Source organism: Mesorhizobium sp. KR2-14, assembly GCF_040049255.1.
Lineage (GTDB): Bacteria > Pseudomonadota > Alphaproteobacteria > Rhizobiales > Rhizobiaceae > Pseudaminobacter.
This window is the reverse complement of sequence record NZ_JBDZDR010000002.1, coordinates 337,380-362,823: the sequence shown is the minus strand read 5'-3', so window position 1 is coordinate 362,823 and position 25,444 is coordinate 337,380. Positions and strand designations below refer to the sequence as shown.

General features: G+C 64.6%; 27 protein-coding genes. 13 read left to right on the top strand and 14 right to left on the bottom strand.

Going from position 1 to position 25,444, the window contains the following annotated elements; all coding sequences use genetic code 11:
* Window positions 1–88 precede the first annotated feature (88 nt).
* The gene (locus ABLE86_RS06220; protein ID WP_348778063.1) at window positions 89–1,003 is read left to right on the top strand and encodes a hydrogen peroxide-inducible genes activator; all 915 of its coding nucleotides are present in this window, start codon (window positions 89–91) and stop codon (window positions 1,001–1,003) included.
* Between the two features lie 5 nt (window positions 1,004–1,008).
* On the opposite strand, the gene hisG is transcribed toward ABLE86_RS06220, so the two are convergent.
* From hisG to ABLE86_RS06200, 4 genes are all read right to left on the bottom strand, one after another.
* On the bottom strand, window positions 1,009–1,710 hold the full coding sequence (gene hisG / locus ABLE86_RS06215; protein ID WP_348778062.1) for an ATP phosphoribosyltransferase: 702 nt from the start codon (window positions 1,708–1,710) through the stop codon (window positions 1,009–1,011).
* The gene (locus tag ABLE86_RS06210) at window positions 1,707–2,828 is read right to left on the bottom strand and encodes an ATP phosphoribosyltransferase regulatory subunit (RefSeq protein ID WP_348778061.1); all 1,122 of its coding nucleotides are present in this window, start codon (window positions 2,826–2,828) and stop codon (window positions 1,707–1,709) included. The genes hisG and ABLE86_RS06210 overlap by 4 nt, the downstream gene beginning before the upstream one ends.
* Before the next feature lie 7 nt (window positions 2,829–2,835).
* Window positions 2,836–4,341 (bottom strand): histidine--tRNA ligase, encoded by a 1,506-nt coding sequence (gene hisS / locus ABLE86_RS06205; RefSeq protein WP_348778060.1) that lies wholly within the window; start codon window positions 4,339–4,341, stop codon window positions 2,836–2,838.
* Window positions 4,342–4,479: 138 nt separating this feature from the next.
* Entirely contained in the window at window positions 4,480–5,118 is a 639-nt protein-coding gene (locus ABLE86_RS06200) for a DNA-3-methyladenine glycosylase I (protein WP_348778059.1), read from the bottom strand.
* 207 nt (window positions 5,119–5,325) lie between these two features.
* Between ABLE86_RS06200 and ABLE86_RS06195 the strand changes: the two genes are divergently transcribed.
* Both ABLE86_RS06195 and ABLE86_RS06190 read left to right on the top strand, forming a co-directional pair.
* Window positions 5,326–6,123 (top strand): L,D-transpeptidase, encoded by a 798-nt coding sequence (locus ABLE86_RS06195; RefSeq protein ID WP_348778058.1) that lies wholly within the window; start codon window positions 5,326–5,328, stop codon window positions 6,121–6,123.
* Between the two features lie 249 nt (window positions 6,124–6,372).
* On the top strand, window positions 6,373–7,290 hold the full coding sequence (locus ABLE86_RS06190; RefSeq protein WP_348778057.1) for a bifunctional 5,10-methylenetetrahydrofolate dehydrogenase/5,10-methenyltetrahydrofolate cyclohydrolase: 918 nt from the start codon (window positions 6,373–6,375) through the stop codon (window positions 7,288–7,290).
* 61 nt (window positions 7,291–7,351) lie between these two features.
* On the opposite strand, the gene ABLE86_RS06185 is transcribed toward ABLE86_RS06190, so the two are convergent.
* From ABLE86_RS06185 to ABLE86_RS06165, 5 genes are all read right to left on the bottom strand, one after another.
* Window positions 7,352–7,729 carry a nuclear transport factor 2 family protein gene (locus ABLE86_RS06185; protein WP_348778056.1) on the bottom strand — a complete coding sequence of 126 codons (378 nt, stop codon included), beginning with the start codon at window positions 7,727–7,729 and terminating at the stop codon, window positions 7,352–7,354.
* Window positions 7,730–7,823: 94 nt separating this feature from the next.
* Window positions 7,824–9,152, bottom strand: coding sequence for a glycolate oxidase subunit GlcF (glcF, locus tag ABLE86_RS06180; RefSeq protein WP_348778055.1), 1,329 nt, complete (start codon window positions 9,150–9,152; stop codon window positions 7,824–7,826).
* A 22-nt stretch (window positions 9,153–9,174) separates the two neighbouring features.
* Entirely contained in the window at window positions 9,175–9,555 is a 381-nt protein-coding gene (locus tag ABLE86_RS06175) for a DUF4870 domain-containing protein (RefSeq protein WP_348778054.1), read from the bottom strand.
* Window positions 9,556–9,587: 32 nt separating this feature from the next.
* The gene (gene glcE / locus ABLE86_RS06170; RefSeq protein ID WP_348778053.1) at window positions 9,588–10,838 is read right to left on the bottom strand and encodes a glycolate oxidase subunit GlcE; all 1,251 of its coding nucleotides are present in this window, start codon (window positions 10,836–10,838) and stop codon (window positions 9,588–9,590) included.
* Window position 10,839: 1 nt separating this feature from the next.
* Window positions 10,840–12,336: an FAD-linked oxidase C-terminal domain-containing protein gene (locus ABLE86_RS06165; protein ID WP_348778052.1), complete on the bottom strand. Its 1,497-nt coding sequence runs from the start codon at window positions 12,334–12,336 to the stop codon at window positions 10,840–10,842.
* A gap of 189 nt (window positions 12,337–12,525) precedes the next feature.
* Between ABLE86_RS06165 and ABLE86_RS06160 the strand changes: the two genes are divergently transcribed.
* The 4 genes from ABLE86_RS06160 to ABLE86_RS06145 are packed head-to-tail and all read left to right on the top strand — an operon-like array spanning window position 12,526 to window position 16,120.
* Window positions 12,526–13,308, top strand: a complete 783-nt coding sequence (locus ABLE86_RS06160; RefSeq protein WP_348778051.1) for an FCD domain-containing protein — start codon at window positions 12,526–12,528, stop codon at window positions 13,306–13,308.
* A gap of 14 nt (window positions 13,309–13,322) precedes the next feature.
* Complete coding sequence (locus tag ABLE86_RS06155; RefSeq protein WP_348778050.1) at window positions 13,323–14,120, top strand: (Fe-S)-binding protein; 798 nt, start codon at window positions 13,323–13,325, stop codon at window positions 14,118–14,120.
* Window positions 14,121–14,173: 53 nt separating this feature from the next.
* Window positions 14,174–15,328, top strand: a complete 1,155-nt coding sequence (locus ABLE86_RS06150) for an alpha-hydroxy acid oxidase (RefSeq protein ID WP_348778049.1) — start codon at window positions 14,174–14,176, stop codon at window positions 15,326–15,328.
* An 18-nt stretch (window positions 15,329–15,346) separates the two neighbouring features.
* Entirely contained in the window at window positions 15,347–16,120 is a 774-nt protein-coding gene (locus ABLE86_RS06145; RefSeq protein WP_348778048.1) for a metallophosphoesterase family protein, read from the top strand.
* Here the strand turns inward: ABLE86_RS06145 and ABLE86_RS06140 are convergent.
* The gene (locus ABLE86_RS06140; RefSeq protein WP_348778047.1) at window positions 16,093–16,233 is read right to left on the bottom strand and encodes a hypothetical protein; all 141 of its coding nucleotides are present in this window, start codon (window positions 16,231–16,233) and stop codon (window positions 16,093–16,095) included. The two genes, ABLE86_RS06145 and ABLE86_RS06140, sit on opposite strands and share 28 nt — an antisense overlap.
* Window positions 16,234–16,518: 285 nt before the next feature.
* Entirely contained in the window at window positions 16,519–17,217 is a 699-nt protein-coding gene (locus tag ABLE86_RS06135) for a type 1 glutamine amidotransferase (RefSeq protein ID WP_348778046.1), read from the bottom strand.
* A gap of 77 nt (window positions 17,218–17,294) precedes the next feature.
* On the opposite strand from ABLE86_RS06135, the gene ABLE86_RS06130 reads away from it, so the two are divergent.
* From ABLE86_RS06130 to ABLE86_RS06110, 5 genes are all read left to right on the top strand, one after another.
* Window positions 17,295–17,942 (top strand): hypothetical protein, encoded by a 648-nt coding sequence (locus tag ABLE86_RS06130; RefSeq protein ID WP_348778045.1) that lies wholly within the window; start codon window positions 17,295–17,297, stop codon window positions 17,940–17,942.
* A 231-nt stretch (window positions 17,943–18,173) separates the two neighbouring features.
* Entirely contained in the window at window positions 18,174–18,908 is a 735-nt protein-coding gene (locus ABLE86_RS06125) for a 16S rRNA (uracil(1498)-N(3))-methyltransferase (protein WP_348778044.1), read from the top strand.
* Window positions 18,909–19,030: 122 nt separating this feature from the next.
* Window positions 19,031–20,404, top strand: a complete 1,374-nt coding sequence (locus ABLE86_RS06120) for a glutamate--cysteine ligase (protein ID WP_348778043.1) — start codon at window positions 19,031–19,033, stop codon at window positions 20,402–20,404.
* Window positions 20,405–20,502: 98 nt separating this feature from the next.
* Complete coding sequence (locus tag ABLE86_RS06115; RefSeq protein WP_348778042.1) at window positions 20,503–21,363, top strand: DUF937 domain-containing protein; 861 nt, start codon at window positions 20,503–20,505, stop codon at window positions 21,361–21,363.
* 219 nt (window positions 21,364–21,582) lie between these two features.
* The gene (locus ABLE86_RS06110; protein WP_348778041.1) at window positions 21,583–21,822 is read left to right on the top strand and encodes a type II toxin-antitoxin system HicB family antitoxin; all 240 of its coding nucleotides are present in this window, start codon (window positions 21,583–21,585) and stop codon (window positions 21,820–21,822) included.
* An 82-nt stretch (window positions 21,823–21,904) separates the two neighbouring features.
* On the opposite strand, the gene ABLE86_RS06105 is transcribed toward ABLE86_RS06110, so the two are convergent.
* Window positions 21,905–22,198, bottom strand: a complete 294-nt coding sequence (locus tag ABLE86_RS06105; RefSeq protein WP_348778040.1) for a DUF1127 domain-containing protein — start codon at window positions 22,196–22,198, stop codon at window positions 21,905–21,907.
* 188 nt (window positions 22,199–22,386) lie between these two features.
* Here ABLE86_RS06105 and ABLE86_RS06100 point away from each other — a divergent pair, with 188 nt between their 5' ends.
* Window positions 22,387–23,343 (top strand): LysR substrate-binding domain-containing protein, encoded by a 957-nt coding sequence (locus tag ABLE86_RS06100; RefSeq protein ID WP_348778039.1) that lies wholly within the window; start codon window positions 22,387–22,389, stop codon window positions 23,341–23,343.
* A 15-nt stretch (window positions 23,344–23,358) separates the two neighbouring features.
* On the opposite strand, the gene ABLE86_RS06095 is transcribed toward ABLE86_RS06100, so the two are convergent.
* A complete protein-coding gene (locus ABLE86_RS06095; RefSeq protein WP_348778038.1) occupies window positions 23,359–24,396 on the bottom strand; it encodes a zinc-dependent alcohol dehydrogenase family protein in 1,038 nt (345 codons plus the stop codon).
* A gap of 42 nt (window positions 24,397–24,438) precedes the next feature.
* Window positions 24,439–25,383: a DMT family transporter gene (locus ABLE86_RS06090; protein ID WP_348778037.1), complete on the bottom strand. Its 945-nt coding sequence runs from the start codon at window positions 25,381–25,383 to the stop codon at window positions 24,439–24,441.
* Window positions 25,384–25,444: the final 61 nt, after the last annotated feature.

Genomic DNA, 25,444 nt, shown 5'->3' with positions numbered 1-25,444 from the left:
CGAACCACAGTCTGGAACACTTCCAGACTAGGCCGCGCGATCCATAAAAACAAATTGCCTTTTCTACTCAGATCGATAACATTTCCCTATGATAACACTTACCGTACGCCAGATGCAGTATTTCGACGCCCTAGCGCAGACGCTGCATTTCGGCCGCGCCGCCGAACTGGCCGGCGTAACGCAGCCTGCGCTTTCGGCCCAGATCGCGGAAATGGAAGAGAAGCTCGGCTGCCAACTGTTCGAGCGCGGCGGCAAGATGGTGCGCATGACCGAGGAAGCGCACATGCTGCGGCCGCGCATCGAGGCGATCCTGATCGGCATACGCGATGTGGAGAGCATCGCCCGCCGAGGCCGCTCGGCAATGGAGGGCCGGTTCCGACTCGGCATCATTCCGACGATCGCGCCCTACCTGCTGCCCCATGTGTTGCCCGTCCTGAAGGAACGCTTTCCGGCACTCGTGCTGGAATTGCGCGAGGCGGTGACGGCAACGTTGGCCGAGGAAACGGCAGCGGGACGCCTGGACGGCTTCATCGCCGCTTTGCCGCTTGATTATCCGGGGCTGGTCGCCGACGAATTGTTCCGCGACCGCTTCTTTCTCGCCGTCTCGCAGGACGATCCCGGCTTTGCCGCGCCGCCGGTTGCGCCCGACAGCCCGGCGCTGGAGCGGCTGATGCTGCTGGAGGAAGGCCACTGCATGCGCGAGCAGGCGCTGGCGGTGTGCCACTCCGTCAAGCCTGTGGCCATGGCCAGCTACGGCGCAACCAGCCTGACGACGCTATTGCAGATGGTGGCGCACGGGCTGGGCGTCACGCTCATTCCCGAAATGGCGATGAGTGCCGCGCGGGGCATTCGCGACCTGAAGGTCGTGCCCTTCATGGAGCCCGTGCCCTCGCGCAGCGTGTGTCTGGCCTGGCGGCGCAACAGCCTGCGTCACGACGAGTGCCTGGAACTGGCCAAGATCGTGCGCGGCCTGAGCGACGTGATCCTGCCCCAGCGCGATTGAACGGGTCAGCGCGTAGCTGCCGCTACCGCCTCCGCGATCGATACCAGCGCGCCTTCGTCATTGACGCTGCGCGACTTGCGCGAGGCGACGAGGCACGCCTGCGAGCGCAGGATGACGCCGTCGTTCAGGATCTTCAGGTGGTTGGCGCGCAGCGTGGAGCCGGTGGTGGTGATGTCCACGATCACGTCGGCCGAGCCGGCGGCCGGCGCACCCTCGGTCGCGCCGAGGCTTTCCACGATGCGATAGACCTGGATGCCGTGCTTCTGAGAGAAGAACTGCTGCGTCAGCCGCCAGTACTTTGTCGCGATCCGAAGGCGGCGCCCATGGCGCTGGCGGAAATCCGCCGCGACGTCGTCGAGATCGGTCATGGTGTCAACGTCGAGCCAGACCTCGGGCACCGCCACCACCACATCGGCGTGGCCGAAACCAAGCCGCGCCACGATCTCGGCACGGCTTTCCCAATCGGCCAGGTTTTCGCGCAGAAGATCCTCGCCGGTTATGCCAAGATCCACCGATCCCTGCCCGATCTCGCCGGCTATTTCCGACGCCGACAGGAAGGCGACCTCGATGTCGTCGCGCCCCTCGATTCGGGCGCGGTATTTGCGGTCGTCCTCCGGCAGGCTGACGGCAAGCCCGGACCGGGCAAGCACTTCCAGCGCTTGCTCCTTCAGTCGTCCCTTCGACGGGATGGCCAGCGTGATGGTCATTGCGAGCCCTTCCGCAACTGTTCGATGCGATCGAGCCACACGGAGAAGCCTACGCCGGGGATCGCTTCCTTGGCGCCGAGCAGCGTCAGCAGTCGGTCGTAACGACCGCCGCCGACCAGCGGCCGCCCGTCGTCGCGCACCGCAATCTCGAAGGCCATACCGGTGTAGTAGTCCAGCGGGCGCCCGAAGGCCGCGTCGTAGCGAACCACATCGGCCGGCAGGCCGTGGCTTTCGAGCGCCTCGGCGCGGGCCGTGAACTTATCCAGCGCCGCCCCGAGCGTCAGCGAGGCGTCGGCTGCGAATTGGCGCAGGGCATCGGTCGCTTCCGCAATCGGCACATTGATCGCGAGGAACGTCTTCAGCGCGTCGAAAGCCTCGTTGGAGAGGCGCACGCTGCGCAGTTCCGCCTTTTCGATCAGCCGGCGGGCAATGTCGCCAGGCGTGCGCCCGGCCGAAGGCGAAAGGCCTGCCTCCTCCATGCCGCGTGCGATATGGGTCGAAAGCCCCTCGAAATCGCCATCCGCCACCAGTGACACGACCGGCTCGGCCAGCGCCCCGTTGCGCGGCGGGGTGGCTAGGTCAGAAAGCGCCGCTGCCAGCATCTCGGCCGAACCGAAGGCGCGGGCGAGGCGCAGGCGCCATCCGCGCGGCAGGCCGAGCGCCGCCAGCACCGCCTCGAATACCGAATGATCGCCCATGACCACCGAAAGTGGGGTCTCCGGCAGCGCCAACTCCAGCAGCGCATAGGCATCGGCGATCGACCGTGCATCGGCGCGGGCGGTGTCCATGTCGCCCAAATCCTCGATGCCGGCCTGGAAGAATTCGCTGCTGCCGTCGCGGCGCTGGCGGAACACTTCGCCGAGATAGCAATAGCGGCGCGGCGTGCCGGACTGGCTGCGGATGTGGTCGATACAGACCGGAATGGTGAACTCCGGCCGCAGGCACAGCGACTCGCCGGTTTCGCTTTCGGTGAGGAAGATGCGTCGGCGCAGGTCCTCGCCCGCCATGTCGAGAAAGGGGTCCGCCGGCTGCAGAACCGCCACTTCGACGCGATCGGCCTCCTTGGCCGCAAACAGCTTCAGTATATCGGGCGCGCTGGTCGGATAGCGGGAGTTCACGTTGGCATCACCCCTTCGCGCGATCCTCGGCCTGCGCCGCCAGAACCTTCTTCACCTCCGCCACGAGGTCGGCTTCGGCAACGGTAACCTGAGCCGGCCGCGCGGCGCGCCATTCGGCGTTGTCGGAAATCTCTGCCGACATCCGCGCTCCCTCGATGAGATCCTTGATCTGCACCTCGCCCCTGGCGCGCTCGTCGCCACCCTGGATGATGGCGACAGGGCTGCCGCGGCGGTCGGCGTATTTGAGCTGCGCCTTCATGCCGGCACCGCCGAGATAGAGCTCGGCGCGGATGCCGGCCTGGCGAAGCGACGAAACCATCTTCTGGTAGCGGCCGAGGCTCTCGGTGTCCTTGTCCATGACCAGCACCACCACCGGCGCGATCACGTCCGACGTGTCGAGCTTGCCGAGGTTCTTCAGTGCCGTCATCAGGCGAGATACGCCGATAGAAAAGCCGGTCGCCGGCACCGGCTCGCCACGGAAGCGCGACACGAGGCCGTCATAGCGCCCGCCGCCGCCAACCGAGCCAAAGCGCACGATCTGCCCCTCGTCGTTGGGGATTTCGGCAAGCAGTTCGGCCTCGTAGACGGGGCCGGTGTAATATTCGAGGCCGCGCACCACGGAAGGGTCGATCTTCACGCGGCCGTCGTCATAGCCGGCGGCGGCAATGAGCGCCGCGATCTGCGCCAATTCCTCCACGCCTTCGCTGCCGCGCTCATTTCCGGTAACGATTGCGCGCAGGTTGGTAATGGTTTCGGACGCATCGGCGGAGCCCGCCTCGGTGAAGGCGATCACCTTGGCGATGGCTTCTTCGCCCAGCCCGGCGCCCTTGGTGAAGTCGCCGCTCTCGTCCTTGCGGCCCGCGCCCAGAAGCTGGCGAACGCCCTCGACGCCGAACTTGTCCAGCTTATCGATGGCCCGCAGCACCACCAGCCGGCGGCCGGCATTCTCGTCGCCACCAAGGCCGATCACCTCGAGCACGCCGTCGAGCACCTTGCGGTTGTTGACGCGCACGAGATAGTCGCCGCGCTTGATGCCCAGCGCTTCCATCACGTCGGCCATCATCATGGTGATTTCGGCATCAGCCGCCACACCCGGCGTTCCGACCGTATCGGCGTCGAACTGCATGAACTGGCGGAAGCGGCCCGGTCCCGGCTTCTCGTTGCGGAACACCCAGCCCGAGCGATAGCTGCGATAGGGTTTCGGCAGCTTCTCGAAATTCTCGGCCACGTAGCGCGCCATCGGCGCGGTCAGGTCGTAGCGCAGCGACAGCCACTGGTCGTCATCGTCCTGGAACGAGAACACGCCCTCGTTGGGGCGGTCCTGATCGGGCAGGAATTTGCCCAGCGCGTCGGTGTATTCGATCATCGGCTGGTCGACCGGCTCGAAACCGTAAAGCTCGTAAACCTCGCGGATCGTCGCCATCATCTTCTCGACGGCGCGGATGTCCTCCGGCGTGCGATCGACAAAGCCACGCGGCAAGCGTGCTTTCATCTTTTCCGATTTTTCAGCCATGTCGTGTCGCTCTTGTCGTTCGTGAAGCGCGGAGCCTGCCGAATGGAGCGGACGCATTGCGCTACCATTTGCAGGAGTCGCGGGTGTCCTAACTTATGTGAAACGGAGCGGCAAGGGTTGCGACGGCGCGATACTGCGTCACCCCGGCCGCCTGAAGGCAGCCCGCTCCTGCTCCACCGTGGCGCGGCAGGCGCAGCCTTCGATATGGTCGTTGACCAGGCCCATGGCCTGCATGAAGGCATAGACCGTGGTCGGGCCCACGAATGTCCAGCCGCGCTTCTTCAGGTCCTTCGAGATCCGCGTCGAGACCGCCGTTGTCGGATTGGCGCGCAGGTGCGCCAGGTCGACTACCTCCGGCCGGTCGCTCTGTCCCGGCTCGAACGACCAGAAATAGGCGGCGAGCGATCCCTTTTCGGCAACCAGCTCGCGGGCGCGCCTGGCATTGTTGATGGTGGAGACGATCTTGCCGCGATGGCGCACGATGCCGGCATTGCCAAGCATCCGCTCCACATCGGCATCGGTGAATTCGGCGACGCGCTCGAAGTGGAAATCCGCAAACGCCTCGCGAAAAGCCTCGCGCTTGCGCAGGATAGTCAGCCACGACAAGCCGGACTGGAACCCTTCCAGGCAGATCTTCTCGAATAGGCGTCTGTCGTCCGCGACCGGCCGCCCCCACTCATGGTCGTGATAGTGCAGATAGTCTGGCAGGTTGCCATGCCAAGAACAGCGAACGACGCCGTCTGGCCCCTCGATCAGGCCGGTTTTCTCGACTTCCACAGCGAATCCCAATTTTTAACGGCGACACCAACGGGCTTTACCCGGCTTTTACCAGATTCCTGAACCGGCCGGTAACCACACCGGAATGTTTAAGTGAAGATTCGCATCTTACGCATTCCGATTCATGACTTGGTTTCTTCTGCGCGTCCAGCATGCCGCGCGATGCGGGGATTTGGCCCCGCGGCGGTCGAGTTGAGAGTACGTCCGATGAAAAAGTTAGTTCTCGCGGGAGCGGTAGCGCTCGCCGCAGGCATGGTTTCGCAGGCCGCGGCGAATGATCGTTACATGGCGCGCCCGCCGGTGGTGATCAGTCCCGATCTTGCCGCGCCCTGGGTCATTCAGCTTGGCTATGCTCCCGGAAAGGTGCTGGGCCGGGAAATCGGCCGCCCGGCAGCGCCGGCCAGCGTTCAGGTTCAGCCCTACTCCTCCGAGCCGCGCTTCGACTATCGCTATGGCGAGCCGGCGCGCACGCTGCGACAGCCCACACCTGACCTCCAGCGCACCGCGGCTATCGTGCCTGCGCCCGCGAAGAAGGCGAAGCGCGAGATCGACCCGATGTATCTGCCGCAGCAGGTTTCCTACGAAGGCTCGCACAAGCCGGGCACCATCGTCATCGATACGAAGCAGAACTTCCTCTATCTCGTCGAGGCGGGAGGCCAGGCGCGCCGGTATGGCGTCGGCACCGGCAAGCCCGGCTTCGAATGGGCTGGCACCCACAAGGTCACCCAGAAGCGGGAGTGGCCGGACTGGCGCCCGCCGTCGCAGATGATCGCCCGCGAGCGCGCCAAGGGACGCAGCTTGCCCTCCTACATGGAGGGCGGCCCGGACAATCCGCTCGGCGCTCGCGCCATGTATCTCGGCTCCACGCTCTATCGCATCCATGGCACCAACCAGCCCTGGACCATTGGCGGGGCGGTTTCCTCCGGCTGCATCCGCATGCGCAACGAAGACGTCATCGACCTCTACGAGCGCGTGAAGGTCGGCGCGACGGTGATCGTCAGCTAGTCCGGCTGGGCGGCCCCACATCGGCAAGGAGCGGCGCGGGGAACGCCTCGCCGCTCTTTCCTTTCTTGAAACTATTATTCTTTACGGTAATTTGGGTGCGTCGCTTTTTCCAATGTCGTCCCGGCGCAAAAGCAAGGACGATATCGGAAATTGTGCTAAGGAGCGCGCGCGCTCGTCGGGTCTGCCGGCGAGCTGCCGCCTTCCGGCGTTTCTTGACCACCTGCCACGCCCCTGGCGAAGGAGAACGCAATGCCCGTCAATGACACCCGCTATCTGAAAGGTGCGCCGGTCGCCGCCCGCATCATGGCCGAAGTGCGCGCCGCAGCCGAAAAGGCAAAGGAGGAAGGCTTTCCCCCGAAGCTGGTGTCGATCACCGTGGGCGACGTTGCGGCCGTGGACGTCTACGTTCGCAACCAGCGCGCCAAGGCCCAGCAGGCCGGCATCGATTTCGAGGAGCGCCGCCTGCCTGCCGAAACGACGGCGGGCGAGCTCGAGGCCGCGATCCACGGCATGAACGCCGATCCGCGCGTCACCGGCATCATCATCCAGCGTCCCGTTCCGGCGCACATCCCGATTAAGGCGATCCAGGCGGCCATCCACCCCCTCAAGGACGTGGAAGGCATGCACCCGTCCTCGATCGGCAATATCGTCTACAACCAGCTCGACCTCGCCCCCTGCACGGCCGCGGCTTCGGTGGAACTGCTGAAGGAGACCGGGCTGGACCTGAAGGGGCTGGAAGTCGTCGTCGTCGGCCACTCCGAGATCGTCGGCAAGCCGATCGCCTTCCTGCTGATGAGCGAAGGGGCGACGGTGACGGTCTGCCACCACATGACGCGCTCGGTCGCCGCCCATGCGCGCCGCGCCGACGCCCTGTTCGTGGCGGTCGGCAAGCCGCGCCTGATCAAGGCCGACATGGTCAAGCCCGGCGCGGCCGTGATCGACATCGGCATCAATTCCGAAACGCTGCCGGATGGCTCGACGCGCATCGTCGGCGATGTCGACACGGACAGCGTCAAGGAAGTCGCCTCCTGGATCACGCCGGTTCCCGGCGGCGTCGGCCCGGTGACGGTTTCGATCCTGCTGCGCAACACCATGGTGGCGCTGAACCGCCAGCGCGCGCTCTATGAGGCGACTTACGGCGCTGCGGACAGGATCGCGGCGGAGTAGAACACGCGTGTCGTACTGAATGTGAGGCTGGCACGCCCTTCCCGGACGTGCCGGCAGGCGTTCAAGCCGGGTCGGCATGCGTTCCCGGTGAGACGTCATGAGGAACCGACCAGCCGAAATAGACCTCGACCTCGACGATCTGGCCGTCCCGGCAGGTCATGACTTCGGTGTTTCTGACGCTCTTCCCGGACCGGAAGCGGGCCACATATGTGACGGCCACCTTGTCCTCCGCGGCCAGAAAATGCTCTATATCGTAGCCTTCGATGATCTTGCTGCTGGGCCAGCAAATGCTGAAGTAGCTTGCACGGTCCAGCCGGTTATCCAACGGGCTCGTAAAATGGAAGTCTGCTGCGATCAGCCGCTCCGCCGCGTCTCGATCCGAAGCCGCATAGGCATCCAGCAGGGACCTGACCAAGTCCGTCGTGCGGGTTTCGCTCATCGGCGTCCTCCCAGAACCTAGATCAGGTAAATGGTAGGCGAAGCCTGCCAGGCTGCAAGGCTGAGCCTCCCGTTCATCCCAAGTCGAAGTGCGCTTACTCCGCCGCCGCCAGCACCTTGCGCGCCGGCACGCCGGCCGGCTTCGGGCCGCCATAGGCCCAGTCGAGCAGCTTGACCGTGTGTACCACCGGCATACTGGCCGTGGACGCAATCTGGGTGATGCAGCCGATATTGCCCGTGGCGACGATTGCCGCACCGGTCGCCTCGATGTTCTTCACCTTGCGGTCGCGCAGTTTAGCCGAAATCTCCGGCTGCATGATGTTGTAGGTCCCGGCCGAACCGCAGCACAGATGCCCTTCGCGCGGTTCCTTCACCACGAAGCCGGCGCGCGCCAGCAGTTCCTTCGGCTCGCGCGTGATCTTCTGGCCGTGCTGCATGGAACAGGCCGAATGGTAGGCGACCGCCAGCCCTGGCGCTATGACCGGCTCCGGCAGTTCGAGCGTGACCAGATATTCGGTGACGTCCCGGGCCAGCGCCGAAACCCGCGCCGCCTTTTCGGCATAGGCGGGGTCGAGGCGCAGCATGAAGCCATAGTCCTTGATCGTCGTGCCGCAGCCCGAGGCGGTGACGATGATGGCATCGAGGCCGCCCTGATCGGCGAGCTTCGTCCAGGCATCGACATTCTTGCGCGCCGAGGCAAGCGCCTGCTCCTCGCGCCCCATATGGTGCACCAGCGCGCCGCAGCAGCCCTCGCCCTGCGGCACCACGACCTCGACGCCGAGGCGGGTCAGAAGCGAGATGGTGGCTTCGTTGATGCCGGGGTCGAGCACCGGCTGCGCGCAGCCGGTTAGGATGGCGACCCGGCCGCGCCTTGCGCCTGCCGGCGCATGGCGGCCGGGCGACGCCATGGGCGAGACCGGCGGAACCGAGGATGGCGCGAGCTTGAGCATGGTCGCCAATGGGCGCAAGGCCGGCGTGGCCTCGAACAGGCCGGAAAACGGCCGGCCAAACTTCGCCAGCTTCAGCGCCGCGCGGAACCGCGACGGATAAGGCAGCACGAAGGCAAGCAACGCACGGATCGCCCGGTCGGCGAACGGACGCCTGTAGGTCTGCTCGATATGAGCCCGGGCATGGTCGACCAGATGCATGTAGTTAACGCCCGACGGGCACGTGGTCATGCACGCCAGGCACGACAGGCAGCGGTCGATATGGGTGACGGTTTCGCGGTCGGCGGGGCGGCCGTTCTCAAGCATGTCCTTGATCAGGTAGATCCTGCCGCGCGGCGAATCCAGCTCGTTGCCGAGCGTCACATAGGTCGGGCAGGTCGCCGTGCAGAATCCGCAATGCACGCATTTGCGCAGGATCTTCTCCGATTCCGCGACATGCGGGTCGGCAAGCTGGGCGGGCGTGAAATTGGTCTGCATGGCGAGACTGTTCCTGTAAGTCCTAGATGAACCAGCCGTTCGGGTTCTTGATCGGCTCGCCACGCCCCGCTGCCTGCAGGCCGATGATGCAGCGCGCGATGAACCAGACGACCACGGCAAACAGCAGGAACACGCCGATCACCATGAAGATGAGCACGCAGGAGATCAGCCCATAGAGCAGCCCGATCCAGAAGGTGCGTATTGCCCAGGTGTAATGTGTCGCCACCCACGGCTCCGCCTTGCCGCGGTTGATATAGGCCAGCACCAGGCCGATCAGGCCGGTGATGCCGACAACCAGTCCGGCGAGATAGAGAATGTAGACGACCTGCGCGTTGGTCGGGCCGGGCTCCAGCCAGCGATCGGTCTGGCGCGGTGCGGTCGGTCCATTGTCGATATCGCTCATCAATCCCCTCCGGGTGCTTGTTTCAGAAAGCTTCAGCCTGCCACACCAAGGTTAGCAGAGCGTTCGACTGGCGCCATACGGCCGGGATTGAGAATGCACTTGGGGTCGAATTCCCTCTTCAGCCGCGCCGAAAGCGCGGCGAGCGCCGGCGGTTGCGGCTCGAACACCGGCAGCGCGGCGCGCTGCGCATGGCCCGCGCGCACCAGCGTGGCATGGCCGCCGCCATGTTTGCGCACCAGATGCCGCACCAATGGCGCTTCCGGGTCGGCTTCCAGCCGCAGCCAGACGAGGCCACCCTGCCAATCGTAGAACGCATCGGCAGCCGCCTCCATGCGCAGGCCCAGCACCATGCGGTGTGCCTCGGACGGCGCCATGGAAATGCGCCAGACCGGCCTTTCGGTGCCGTCGGCAAAGGGCTCGCAGTCGCGAATGCCGCGCCATATCGCCCCGGATGCGTCGCCCGCGATCTCGTCGATGCGGCCAGCCTTGCCGAGAAGCCGTTTCACGTGCTCCACCCGGTACGCGACTGACGGGCCGAACCCTTCGACCCGCAGCAGCGTAGCCGCCTCGCCCGCCAGCTGGCCGCCGGCCACGGTGCGAGAAAGGTTTTCCGGCAGGTGCGCGGCACTCGACACCTCGGCGCTTGAGCCCAGCGCCAGGGCCATGGCCGCCGTCGCGTCCTCGTCCAGCAGGCCGCGCAGGGCCAGCGTCACCTCGCCCTCAGCGGCGGGCAAAACCTTGAACGTCACGTCGGTCAGAACAGCCAGCGTGCCCCACGACCCGGCCATGCCTTTCGACAGGTCGTAGCCGGTGACGTTCTTCACCACGCGGCCGCCGGATTTGAACGCCTCGGCGCGGCCGGAAACGGCGCTGATGCCGAGGATGTGGTCGCGCGCGGCACCCGCCTTCAGCCGGCGCGGGCCGGAAAGATTGGCCGCCAGCACCCCTCCGATGGTGCCGCGCCCGGCAGGCTGGCCCAGCAGCGGGCCGTAATCCATCGGCTCGAAGGCAAGTTGCTGCCCATGCTCGGCAAGCAGCGCCTCGATCTCGGCAAGCGGCGTACCTGCCCTGGCCGATAGCACCAGTTCTTCCGGCTCATAAAGCGTGACGCCGGAGAGCCCGGAAAGATCGAGCCTGTGCGCCGCCTGCACCGGCCTGCCGATGGAACGCTTGGAGCCATGGCCGACGATTTCGAGCGGCGATTCATGCGACAGCGCCCATTCGACGGCGGAACGGACTTCGTCTGCGGTGGTGGGGGCGAAGCTGTTGGCCAGACCGGACATTTCAGAACCTCGGAATGTCGGGGAACGGCAGCTTGCCGCCATGAATATGCATGCGCCCAAGCTCCGCACAGCGCCGCAATTGCGGAAACACCTTGCCCGGATTGAGCAGATGATTGGGGTCGAAGGCGCATTTGACGCGCATCTGCTGGTCGAGGTCGATCTGGTTGAACATCTCCGGCATCAGGTCGCGCTTTTCCACGCCCACGCCATGCTCGCCCGTCAGCACCCCGCCGACCCGCACGCACAGCCGCAATATGTCGGCGCCGAACTCTTCGGCCTTTTGCAATTCACCCGGAACATTCGCGTCGTAGAGGATCAGTGGGTGCAAATTGCCGTCGCCCGCATGGAAGACATTGGCAACGCCCAGGCCGTACTTTTCCGACAATTCGCGCATGCCGGCCAGCACCTTGGGCAGTTCCTTGCGCGGAATGGTGCCATCCATGCAGTAATAGTCGGGCGAAATCCGGCCCACGGCCGGAAACGCCGCCTTGCGGCCGGCCCAGAAGGTCAACCGCTCCTGTTCGGACTGCGAGATGCGGCAGGTGGTCGAACCGTTCTGCAGCGCAATGGCTTCCACGCGGTCGATCAGATGGTCGACCTCCACGCCCGGCCCATCCAGTTCCACGATCAGCAGCGCCTCGCATTCGAGTGGATAGCCGGCATGGACGAAATCCTCGGCAGCGTGGATCGCCGGCCGGTCCATCATTTCCATGCCGCCGGGAATGATGCCGGCGCCGATGATATCGGCCACGCACTGGCCGGCCTGCTCGCTGGTCGGAAAGCCGATCAGCAGCGCGCGCGCAGTCTCGGGCTTCTTGAGGATGCGCACCGTGACCTCGGTGACCACGCCGAGCAGCCCTTCCGAGCCGGTCATGACGCCGAGCAGGTCGTAGCCCTCGGCGTCCAGATGCTTGCCGCCGAGACGAACCACCTCGCCGTCCATCAGCACCATTTCGATGCCCAGAACGTTGTTGGCGGTGAGCCCGTATTTCAGGCAGTGCACGCCGCCCGAGTTCTCGGCGACATTGCCGCCGATCGAGCAGGCGATCTGCGAGGAAGGGTCGGGCGCATAGTAAAAGCCTTCCGCTTCGACCGCGTTGGTAATGCCGAGATTGGTAACGCCCGGCTGCGCCACCACGGCGCGGTTGGGGTAGTCGATCTCGAGAATGCGGTTGAACCGGCTCATCACCAGCAGCACCGCATCTTCCAGCGGCAACGCGCCACCGGAAAGCGAGGTACCGGCGCCACGCGGCACGACGCGGATGTTGCGCTCGTTGCAATATTTCAGCACCCGCGACACTTGCGCGACGGTCTCCGGCAGGACGACGACCAGCGGAAGCTGCCGATAGGCGGTCAACCCATCGCTTTCGAACACCCGCATTTCGTTGACGGTGTCCACCACGCCTTCGCCCGGCACGATTATGCGCATGTCGGCGACGATCTCCGCCCGCCGGCGGATCGTTTCAGCATCTGGCTCAGGCATCACCGGGCCCGACATCCCGCTCCTCCTCATTCCAACTGGTCAAAAGCTTTTACCAGTTTATTCGACAGCGTGTAAACCGGGCGCGATTCAAAACGTTTCGTCAGGATTCATGTGCCTTTCTCCGGGAAACTGGATAAACAAATTGACCAGTTTGCCCCCAAATCGGTATTGTCACCGGCACCAAAGGCGCAACGGAACGGTCGCTTGAGCGAGCTATTCTCAAAAATCGAGCATTCGCGCACCGCCGACGAAGTGGTGCAGCAGATCGAGGGCTTGATACTCGAGGGCATCCTGCGCGTATCCGACCGGCTGCCGGGCGAGCGCGAACTGGCGCGCCAGTTCAATGTGTCGCGCCCCATTCTACGCGAAGCCCTGAAAGCGCTCGAGGCCCGCGGGCTGATCGTCACCCGGCACGGGGGCGGCACCTATGTCGCCGATGTCATCGGCCAGGTCTTCACCAGGCCGATGCTGGAGCTTATCGGCTCGCACCACAAGGCCGTTACCGACTATCTCGAATATCGCCGCGAGATTGAAGGCGTGGCCGCCGAATATGCCGCGCGCCGCGCCACCGCCGACGACCGCGCGCTGCTCGACCAGATCATGGCTCGCATGGAAGCCGCACATGAGCGAGGCAATTTCGAGGAAGAAGGCGAGATCGACGTCGAGTTTCACCACGCGATCGGCGAGTGTGCGCACAACATCATCCTTTTGCACACGCTTCGCTCCTGCTATCGGCTGCTGTCGGAAGGCGTCTTCCAGAATCGCATGCTGGTGTTCACTCTGCCGGGCGCGCGCGAAGACCTTCTGGCCCAGCACCGCGCCATCCATGCCGCGGTGATGAGCGGCAGTCCTGCGGCGGCACGCAGGGCCGCCATGGACCACATCACCTATGTCGAGCGCTCCATGGCCGAGGCGGAACGCAGCGGCGACTGGCAAAGGGTATCGAGGCTCCGGCTGCGCCTGCGCTCCGACGCAAACGACGAATAGAGACGAGAAGCAACTTGCCCGGCCAAAGACAACCAGCAGCGCCCCGGGTCGGCCTGTTCGTGACCTGCCTGGTCGATCTTTTTCGGCCAACGATCGGCTTTGCCGCACATAAGCTGCTGGAGGGAGCCGGCTGTGTTGTTGAGGTGCCGGTGGCGCAGACCTGCTGCGGCCGGTCTGCCTACTCATCCGGCGACCGGGAGGAAGCGCGCGCGATGGCCCAAAACACCATCGAGGCATTCGAGGGCTTCGACCATGTCGTCACCCCTTCCGGCGCCTGCGCGGGCATGCTTGCCATCCACTACCCGGCCTTGTTCGAGGGCGACGCGGAATGGCAGGCGCGAGCCACGACACTCGCGTCCAAGGTGCACGAGCTGACCAGCTTCCTCGTAGACGTCCAGGGCATGCGCGCGGTTCAGGCGCGCCTCGCGGCAAGCGTCACCTACCACGACGCCTGCGCCGGCCTGAACGATCTCGGCGTGAGAGCGCAGCCACGCGCGCTGCTCGAATCGGTCGAGGGTGTCAGGCTGACCGAAATGCGGGACCCGACCTCGTGCTGCGGTTTCGGCGGCTGCGCCGGCGCGCATCCTGCCCTTGCCGCGAGCAGGGCAACCCGCAAGACGGCCGATATAGAAGCCGCCGGCGCGGACATGCTGCTGGCCGGCGATCTCGGCTGCCTGATGGACATGGCCGGGAGGCTGAGACGCCAAGGTTCGCAGGTCGAAGTGCGCCACATCGCCGAAGTATTGGCCGGCATGGTCGATGGCCCACCCATCGGCGCCCGGCACGCCAATAGACAGCAACAACACTCCTAAACTAGGCTGGCGCCGCAATCGTCGTCGCAGGCCCGAAATCGAGAGACAGAAGTATGGCCGAGATAGTCGAAATCAACGACCTGAAGAACCTTGCCCGCCGGCGTGTGCCGAAGATGTTCTTCGATTATGCGGATTCCGGCGCCTGGACCGAAAGCACCTATCGCGCCAACGAGGCGGACTTTTCCAAGATCAAGTTCCGCCAGCGCGTGCTGGTGGACATGACCAACCGCTCGCTGGAAAGCACCATGATCGGCGAGAAGGTTTCCATGCCCGTGGCGCTGTCGCCCACCGGCCTTACCGGCATGCAGCACGCCGACGGCGAAATCCTGGCCGCACAGGCGGCCGAGGAGTTCGGCGTTCCATTCACCCTCTCGACCATGAGCATCTGCTCGATCGAGGATATCGCCGCGCACACGAAGAAGCCGTTCTGGTTCCAGCTCTACGTGATGGACGACCGGGATTTCGTGCTGGCGCTCATCGACCGGGCCAAGGCGGCGGGCTGCTCGGCGCTGGTGCTGACGCTCGACCTGCAGATCCTCGGCCAGCGCCACAAGGACATTCGCAACCAGCTCTCGGCTCCGCCGAAGTTCACCGCCAAGCACATCTACCAGATGGCGACCCGCCCGCGCTGGTGCCTCGGCATGCTGGGAACCAAGCGCCGCACCTTCGGCAACATCGTCGGCCATGCCAAGGGTGTGGACGACCTCGCCTCGCTTTCGTCCTGGACGACGGAGCAGTTCGACCCGCGCCTGTCATGGAGCGATGTCGAATGGATCAAGGAGCGCTGGGGCGGCAAGCTGATCCTGAAAGGCATCCTCGACAAGGAAGATGCGATCATGGCGGCCAAGACTGGCGCCGACGCCATCATCGTCTCCAACCATGGTGGCCGCCAGCTTGACGGCGCGCCGTCCTCAATCTCGGTCCTGCCGGAGATCGTGGATGCGGTGGGCGACAGAATAGAAGTCCACATCGACGGCGGCATCCGCTCGGGCCAGGACGTGCTGAAGGCGCTCTGCCTCGGCGCCAAGGGCACCTATATCGGCAGGCCGTTCCTCTACGGACTGGGCGCGCTCGGCAAGCCGGGGGTGACGAAGGCGCTGGAAATCATCCGCAAGGAGATGGACATTACCCTGGCGCTTTGCGGCAGGCGCACCTTGAGCGAAGTGGGACCGGATATGCTCTATCGGCCGACGGCGACCGGAGCATAGGCGAGCAAAGGCGAGGCGATGGTCGGGCAAGGCGTTCATTTTCTGGAAGCGGCTGGCCCGGCTGGCATGCGCATCTACGCCATCGGCGACGTCCATGGCCGGCTCGACCTGCTCGAAGAGATGCATGCGCGCATTGAAGCCGAGCTTGCGAATGAGCCGCCCCGCGACTGGCGGGTCATTCATCTCGGCGACTATGTCGATCGCGGACCGGATTCGAAAGGCGTGCTCGACAGGCTGATCGAGGCGACCAGCCGCGACCAGCGAATGATCGCGCTGGCAGGAAACCACGAAGCCGGCTTTCTCGATTTCCTGGCCTATCCCACTCCGGACGGGCTGTTCGCCAACAACGGCGGCGAGAATACCGCCCTCTCCTACGGCGTGTCGCTCGGCTTTTATGATCCGGGCGAACTTGCGCGCGGCCACGCCCTGCTGAAACGTGCGGTGCCGGAGAGCCATATCTCGTTCCTGCGGAACCTCGGCACGTCCGTCGCCTTCGGCGACTTCTTCTTCTGCCATGCAGGCGTCCGCCCCGGCGTAACGCTCGAACGCCAGGACCCGCGCGACCTGCTATGGATACGCGGCGAATTTCTCAATCATCCGGGGCTTTATTCGAAGGTAATCGTGCACGGCCACACGCCGCATGCCGAACCGGAAGTGCTGGCCAACCGGGTCAATGTCGACACATTCGCGTGCAGGTCAGGCATACTCACCGCGCTCGTCATAGAGGGCGCGGACAAGCGGCTCCTGTCGGTCAGCGATAAGGATCAGTGGCTGTCGGCCACAACGCCGTAGCCGTCGACCACGGCGTGGTCGCTCGCGGCGTCCGCGGCGTAGATGCCAAGACCACAGATCACGATTGCTGAGAGCATGGAGAACGACAGAAGCGCGGCTTTCAAGGCGGTCATCTCGGTTTCGGCTTCCCGTTAATCTGCGGAAAAATTGTTACGAATGCGTTGCTTTCCGCAGGGGGTGCCTGCGAATGTTCACACTGCATTCGATGAAATTTGCGCCCTTCTATGCGCTTTGCGCCCCATGCGCCAGTTGCCCAATCGCCGCTTCGCACGGAAGTTTCGCGGCGTGCCATTTATGCCACTTTGACACATAGCGCCCGCGCGCCGGACGTCCAGCCTTGTCGCTGGGCAGGCGAATATTGTGAACGAGCGGGATTCGGACGAGAAGCGAGACGCGCTTCAGATCGTGGCGACCCAGCCGCGCGCCAGCGCCAGCCCCACCTCGTCGGCCTGGCTGCCGTGCGTTGCCGCCTCGTCCTCGAAGCGCTCGAGCCAGCCTGGCTGGCGCTTACACAGCAGTTCGGTAAAAGCCGCATTCCAATCGCGCACCAGACGCTGATCGGCCTCGAAATGGAACTGGAAACCATAGGCCGCGCGACCGATGCGAAAGGCCTGGTTGCGCGTCACCCCGTTGGTGGCCAGATGCACCGCGCCTTCCGGCAGCGTGAAGGTGTCGTCATGCCATTGGAAGGTCGAGAAAGTCTTCGGCAGCGCTGCAAACACCGGGTCCGCGGCCGCTTCGTCCGTGACCGCCACCTGCCGCCAGCCGAACTCGGTCGCGGTGCCGATCAGGTTTTCTCCGCCGAAGGCGCGCGCCATGAGCTGGCTGCCCAGGCAAATGCCGAGCATCGAGCGATCCCTCGCCTCGAAATCGCGCATGAGATCGAGAAGTGCGGGAATGTAAGGATACTCGTCGTCGGCCAGCGCATTCTGCCCGCCGCCCAGCACGACGATGGCATGGTGTGCATCGGCGTCCTCGGGCAAGGCGTCGCCCAGATGCGCGTTGCGGATGTCGACCTCGGCGCCGGCCTCGGCCAGCGCGGCGCCGACCTGCCCAAGCCCGGTATTGTCATAGTTCTGGACGACCAGCACCCGCATGAAAAAGCCCTTTGCAGCATGACAGAACCGCTGCGAGGGTTATCATGTGGGGCATCGGCCTCAAAGAAAGATCGGATATGCCACTGCAGAACCGCGTCGACCCCTTCGGCGACATCCATGCGGTGGCAGCGCGAGGCCTGTTCACCGGCAACCGCGGCGTGATCCACGACCCAGACACCAAGACCCTGCTCAAGCGGCGCTGGACGACCAGGGCATGGCTGATCTGCGACTGCGAATTTGGCGGGCGCCGGCGCGACGTGATGGGCCGCAACGGGCCGAGCGGCCACGCCGGCTGGACCGAGCTGTTCTTCCTCGACGAAGTGACCGCGCTGGCCGCCGGCCATCGTCCCTGCTTCTTCTGCCGTAGGGAGCGGGCGAAAGATTTTGCCACCCGCTTCGGCGAGGCGTTCGGCATCGACGAGCCGAAGGTTCGCGATATCGATGCACGCCTGCACGCAGAGCGGCTGGCATCTGCCGGAAAGTGCATTGGCCTCGACCGGTCCGGACTGGCCGCACTGCCGGACGGCGCCATGGTGGCGCGAGGCGGCAACGCATTTGCGATCAAGGGCGGCAGGATGTTGCGATGGAAGTTCGGGGGATACGAGCCGGGCAGCGACGTGGCGACCTGGCCAGCGGGCGATCTTGCACTTCTCACCCCGCCGACCACGATTGCCGCGCTGCGTGCCGGTTATATTTCGGCATGGCATCCGAGCGCCGGACGGTAAGCGTGGCTGCCCAAATACCCCCACCCCTAACCCCTCCCCACAAGGGGGAGGGGGACGTTTTCGGCGCCACCGTCGCCAATACAATGAAGGCTAGCCGCAGCAGGTAGTACGGCAGAGTTCCCCTCCCCCTTGTGGGGAGGGGTTAGGGGTGGGGGTATTTGAAATGCCCAGCTTTCTTCAATTTCCACCAGAGGCTTGACCTCCTCCGCCCTCTCCCGCATTCATCCGCCCATGCGCGCCAATTACAAAATGCAGCGGCTATATGTGCCGCAGGACCTCGCCCCCGATGCCGCCTTCGAGGCGAGCCCGGAGCAGAGCCATTATCTCACCCACGTGCTGCGCCTCAGCGAGGGCGCGGAAATCCTGATCTTCAACGGCCGCGATGGCGAATGGCTGGCGCGAATCGAGGCCAGGACGAAGAAGTCCGTGCGGCTGCGCGCGGTCGAGCAAACGCGGCCGCAGCCGGCTCACCCCGACCTCGTCTACTCCTTCGCGCCCTTGAAGCAGGGCCGGCTCGACTATCTGGTGCAGAAGGCCGTCGAGATGGGAGCCGGCGTGCTGCAGCCGGTGGTCACCCAGCATACGCAGATCGCCAAGCCCGGCATCGAGCGCCTGCGCGCAAATGTCGTGGAAGCGGCGGAACAATGCGGTATCCTTGCCTTGCCCGAGGTGCGCGAGGCACAGAAGTTTTCGGCCCTGCTGGCCGGCTGGGACAAGGAACGGCGGTTGATCTTCTGCGACGAGAGCGCGCAGACCAACAACCCGCTCGCCATGCTACAGGCCATTCCCGAGCGCAAGCTTGCCCTGATCATCGGCCCCGAAGGCGGCTTCTCGGAAGACGAGCGCAGGCAACTCTACGCCCTGCCCTTCGTGACCGCCATTCCGCTCGGCCCCCGCATCTTGCGTGCCGACACGGCGGCCGTGGCAGCGTTGGCGCTGGTGCAGGCCACCATCGGCGATTGGTAGGACGGCGACCGTCCGGCAGGTGCAATTTGTATGATGATGGTGTCAGGATTTTTTGCTTGATCGCGACATCCAATTGCGTCCATCAAGCGCCCACGTTTTTTGGGCCGGCGAGAGGGTAGACTATGGCGCGCGACACCACCGATTTTCGGCCGATCGAAGGCATGGACGAACTCGTCGCCTATCTGGCCGAGGGCAACAAGCCGCGCGAGAAGTGGCGCGTCGGCACCGAGCACGAGAAGTTCCCGTTCTATGTCGACGGCAACGCGCCTGTTCCTTACGGCGGCGACCGCGGCATCCGCGCGCTGCTCGAAGGCATGCAACGCACGCTGGGCTGGGAGCCTATCCTCGACGAGGGCCGCATCATCGGGCTGGTGGAGCCGACCGGCCAGGGCGCGATCTCGCTGGAGCCGGGCGGCCAGTTCGAGCTTTCCGGCGCGCCGGTCGAAACCATCCACCAGACCTGCCGCGAGGGCAATGCGCATCTGGCGCAGCTGCGCGAGATCGCCGAACCGCTCGGCATCCGCTTCCTCGGCCTCGGCGGCAGCCCGAAATGGACGCTTGCCGAAACGCCGCGCATGCCCAAGTCGCGCTACGAGATCATGACCGCCTACATGCCGAAGGTCGGCAGCAAGGGCCTGGACATGATGTACCGCACCTGCACCATCCAGGTTAACCTCGACTTCTCGTCCGAGACCGACATGCGGCGCAAGATGCAGGTTTCGCTGAAGCTGCAGCCGCTTTCCACGGCCCTGTTCGCCAACTCGCCCTTCACCGACGGCAAGCCGAATGGCCTGCAAAGCTGGCGCGGCGACATCTGGACCGATACCGACAACCAGCGCTCCGGCCTGCTGCCCTTCTGCTTCTCGCCCGAATTCGGCTTTGCCGACTACGTCGAATGGGCGCTCGACGTGCCTATGTATTTCGTCATCCGCGACGATCGCTACCACGACATGACGCACATGACCTTCCGCCAGTTCATGAACGGCGCGGCGCGCAATGAAGTGACCGACGGCATGCCCACCATCGGCGACTGGGCCAACCATCTTTCGACGCTTTTCCCCGACGTGCGACTGAAGCGGTTTTTGGAAATGCGCGGCGCCGACGGCGGCCCGTGGCGGCGCATCTGCGCCCTGCCCGCCTTCTGGGTCGGCCTGCTCTACGACGAGGAAGCGCTCGACGCGGCCGAGGCGTTGACCGCAAACTGGACCTATGAGGAAGTGCTGGCGATGCGCAATGCGGTGCCGGCCGAGGGCATCGCGGCCAATTTCCGCAACGCCACGCTGCGTGATGTGGCGCGCGAGGTGCTCGCCATTTCCCGCAAGGGCCTGAAGAACCGCAACCGCCTCAACCGCGACGGCTTCGACGAAACCAATTTCCTGTCCACGCTCGACGAGGTCGTGGCGCGCGGCACCACCAGCGCGCAGGAAATGGTCAACGCCTATCACACCCGCTGGGGCGATTCGATCGAGCCGGTGTTTCTGGAATACGCCTACTGAGACCACCGCGGGCCTGGCCGGCTCCAAACAACCCCATATGCGGACCGGGCGGTTTGGTCTACGCTCTCCTCGAAAACGGCTTTCGAGGAGGAACGGCAATGCTTCCCTTGTTCGACATGCTGGCCAATGCCCAGAGCGGCAAAGGCATGGAGGCGCTGGCGCGGCAGTTCAACCTGTCGATGCAGCAGACGCAAGCCGCGGTCGAGGCGCTGCTGCCGGCCTTTTCGCAAGCGCTGAAGCAGAACACCTCGGACCCCTATGGCGTGGGCGCCTTCCTCAACGCCATGGCAAGCGGCCAGCACGCCAAATATTTCGACGACCCGTCCAATGCCTTTTCGCCGGCCGGAATGGCCGAGGGCAACGGCATATTGGGGCACCTGTTCGGCTCCAAGGAGCTTTCCCGGGCCGTCGCCGACCATGCAGCGGCTGTCTCCGGCGTCAGCCAGGAAGTGCTGAAGCAGATGCTGCCCGTGCTCGCGTCAATGATCATGGGCGGGATGTTCAGGCAGACCACCGCCCAAGGCCAGCCCGGCAGCACGGCCGGCGCCAATCCGCTTGGGCAAATCATGGAACAGATGACGCGGCAGGGCGGCTTCATGCCGGGAGCGCCAGCGCAGCAGCCACAATCGACCGGGCTTGCCGACAATCCATTCGCGCAAATGCTCCAGGCCATGTTTGGCGGAGCACAGCAACCCGGGCAGGCGGCAAGCGCGCCGATGGACAATCCGTGGGGCAAATTCCTCGAGCAGATGTTCGCCGGCGCGCAGTCGACCCAACCGCAGCCCGCGCCGGAACCCGAACCGCCAGCCAATCCCAGCGGCCGCCCGCGCAATTCCTATGACGAGTTGTTCGGCCAGATGTTCGAAACCGGCGCCCGGCAGCGCGACGAATACCAGAAGAGCATCGAAACGATCTTCGAGCAATTCAGCAAGGGAATGGACCGGTATCGGCCTCGGTAATGAGCAAGCGCCTTGAGCACATGCGTCATAATCCGCAGGGTAATTGGTCGATCCAGGATGTCGCAGCCGTTTGCCGTGAGGGGGGAGTGGAATGCCAACCTCCGCGAGCCGGCGGCTCGCACTATAAAGTGTACCACCCAGCGGTTTCGCGTATTTTGACCATCCCTTTCAGGCGCCCGATCAAAGCCGTATATATTCGGATGTTGGTCGCGTTCATCGATGAGGTACAGGGACATGGCGGCTAGCCTCGAATATCCGATCATCGTTGCGCCCTTGTCTGTCGAAGACGGTGGAGGTTTTTCGGCCGTAGTGCCTGATTTGCCCGGTTGCATGAGCGATGGCGACACGCCCGAGCAGGCGGTTGCAAATGTGCAGGATGCCATAGCGGCGTGGATCGAGGCAGCGCGTGATCTAGGCAGACCCATCCCGGAACCTTCCCGCGATCTAAGGTTGGCCTGAACAAAAAAAGCCCGGCCGCGAGGGCCGGGCAATTTGCAGGCGGCCGGGGGGACACCGGCGGGAGTGGAGGGCCTGCGAAAACTCAGCCGCGGCGGCGGCACGGCTCTCTGAGCGATGCCTCGGCGCGAGCCACTGCGATGGAGCGAAGGCGCCTCGTGGGGTCGGCGCCGAGGGAGAGGTCGGCCACGACGTGGAGATCAGCGCGGATCAGCCCTATGTCGGCAAGCTCGGCATCCGTCATCTCGCCAAGGCGATAGAATTCGCGTCTGTTCTTCCACACTCGATACGCCTTGGAGATGGTATTCATCGCGCGCATGGTGAATGCCGGCAGCACGGCGACGAGCATCGTCTTGCGGGCGTGTTCGAACGTAGCCATGGCACTTCTCCGCGAAAATTTCCGAGCATGGAAAGCGCCTGACGCGGCGACACGTTTTCGCGCATCGCCGCGTCTCGCCGGCGTTTTCTTTGCTTGACTTGAAACGTTGCTACTTTGCCTCGGCTGTATTGATTAATCCAACGAATGTTTTAAATCTTTGCCATCAAAGTCTATGATGGATGATTGTCATGTCCGCGCCGCTCGACCTCGACCAACTGCAAACCTTCATCATGATTGCCGACACGGGCAGCTTCACCCGCGCGGCGGAAGAGGTGCACCGGACCCAGTCGGCAGTGTCGATGCAGATGCGGCGGCTGGAGGAACGTATCGGCAAGCCGCTGTTCGAGAAGGACGGGCGCAGCAACAGGCTGACGGAGGAAGGCGAGCGACTGCTTACCTATGCGCGGCGGCTGATCCACCTGAACCGCGAAACGCTGGCGGCCTTTGACGATCGGCGGCTGGAAGGCACCATCCGCATCGGCACGCCCGACGATTATGCCGACCGCTTCCTGCCCGAGATCATGGCCCGCTTCGCCCGCTCGAACCCGCGCGTCGAGCTGACGGTTATCTGCGAGCCCACTTTCAACCTAGTCGAGCACATCAAGCGCGGCCATCTCGACCTTGCTTTGGTGACGCATGACGATAGCAAGGGCCAGTCGGAGGTGGTGCGGCGCGAGCCGCTGCTGTGGGTGAGCTCGGCCAACCATGCCACGCACGAGCAGGAAATCCTGCCGCTGGCTTTCGGCCGCCCGACCTGCATCTGGCGGCGCGCGGCCACGGATGTGCTGGACCGGATGCAGCGCGACTACCGCGTGCTGTTCACCAGTTGGTCGGCGACCGTCATCACGGCCGCAGTGCTTTCAGGGCTGGCGATTTCGGTGCTGCCGGAATGCGCCTTGCGGCCCGGCATGCGGGTTTTGGGCGAGGCCGACGGGTTTGGCGCGCTGCCGGATTGCAAGATCGGCATCATGCGCGCCGCCACCGCTCGCGCCGACATCGTGGAGGCGCTGGCGCGCCACATAGCCGAGAGCCTCGACAACATCTCGGTGCCGGCAGCGGAGGAAGCCGGGACCTACGATTTCGCGGCTATTGCATCGCTGCGGGGCAAGCGACTTCGGCCCAACGCTGTCCTTCCCGGCTGGTAAGCGGCGGAGGCTGCCTCAGAACCTGTCGATGACGCTGATGCCTATACCATCGAAGCGGTCCATCTGCATCAGCGCAACCGGCGCCTCCTCAAGGCTGATGCGCCTGCCGATGAGCTTTTGCGGCGCCAGCTTGCCGGTCTCCAGCATGTCCATCAGCGCCTTGTAGCGGAAGGCCTGCATGCCGTGACTGCCGATGATCTGCAGTTCGTGCGCGATCACCTTGTCCATCGGAATCTGGGGCGTGGCATGCTCGCCGAGCATCAGGCCCACCTGCACGTGACGGCCGCGGCGGCGCAGGTTCGCGATGGAGTTGAAGCAGGTGGAAGGATGCCCCAGCGCATCCAGCGAGACATGCGCGCCGCCCTTGGTGATCTCGCGCACCTCCGCCACCACGTCCTGCTTCGCGCCGTTGACGGTGGCGACTGCGCCCAGTTCGCGGGCGAAAGCCAGCTTCTCCTCGGTCAGGTCGATGGCGATGACATTGGCGCCCATCGCGGTCGCGATCATGATCGCCGAGAGCCCTACCCCGCCGCAGCCATGCACCGCCACCCATTCGCCCGGCAGCACCCGGGCCTGGTCGACGACGGCGCGGAAAGACGTGACGAATCGGCAGCCCAGACTGGCGGCAGTGGCGAAATCGAGCGCATCGGGCAGGCGCACCAGATTGGTGTCGGCATAGTCGACGGCCACATATTCGGCGAAAGAGCCCCAGGCGGTGAAGCCGGGCTGGAACTGCTGTTCGCAGACCTGATGATTGCCTGAATTGCATTCGTGGCAATGGCCGCAGCCGCCGACGAAGGGCACGGTCACCCGGTCGCCCACGCGCCACTGCGTGACCTGCCGGCCGATCGCCTGCACGGTTCCGGCCAGTTCGTGGCCGGGCACATGCGGCAGCACTATATCGGCGTCGTGTCCCATCCAGCCGTGCCAGTCGCTGCGGCAGAGCCCGGTCGCCTCGACCTTGATCACCACCCCATCTGTCGACGGCGTCGCGTCTGGCACGTTACGTATGCTTGGCGGCTCGCGGAAATGTTCGAACAGAACGGCCTTCATCGATGATCCTCCCCCGAGATCTCAAATGACATTGGCCGCCAGCTAGCGCTTTCCGCCGCGAATGACCAGAACATTCCCCATGGCGACCAGCACGAGGCCGATGATCGCATAGATAGTCCAGACATAGCCTTCGAGCACGGTGGAAACCAGCAGCGCGAAGATCGGGAACATGACGGTGGCGTAGCCTGCGCGCGCCGGCCCGATCCGGCCGAGCAGGGTCAGGTAGGCGGCGAAGGCCAACACCGTCGAAATCACCGCCAGGAAGATCAGCGAGCCGATATACGGCACGGTCGGCGCGATGATGAAGGGCTTGCCCATCAAGAACGCCAGGAATGCCGCCCACAGCGTGCCATAGAGCATGCCCCAGGCGCTGGTTGGGATCAGCGGCAGGCCGCGGCGCTGGTTGGCCGCCGAGACGAGATTGCCCAGGCAGAAGCTCAGCGTGCCGCACACGCACAGCAACAGGCCCGTAAGCGTGCCGCCCGAAAGGCCATGCGCGGCGATCTCCGGCGAGAACATCAACGCTATGCCGCCGAAGCCCAGCAGGCCGCCGGCAAGGATTTTCGGCGCCGGGCGCGCGCGCATGACGATAGCGCCGAGCAGCATGTTGATGACCGAGGCCAGCGAGAACACCACCGACAGCAGGCCGCTGACCAGATACAGCGCGCCATAATAGAAGAACAGGAAGTTGGACGAGAAGATCAGCACGCCGAGAAGCGCGAAGCGCAGGTGATCGGCCAGCGGGAAACGAAACTGTTTGCGGCCGACGACCACCCAGACGAACATCAGCACTGTCGCAATGGCGAAGCGCCAGACGAGGTTCACTTCCGGCGACACCGCCGTGCCCACCTGCAGCGAGATGGCGAACCACGACACGCTCCAGGAGAGAACGGTAAGCGCATAAAGGCCGTAGTCGAGCGGCTGGAACGGCCGGTCAGCGGAAAGCGGTTTCGGGGAAGATGCGAAGGTCTGTGTCTGTGCGCTCATGCGCCTGCCGTATGCCCGCCGCATGGCCGGCGTCCATCCAATTCTTCTGATCAACCCATGA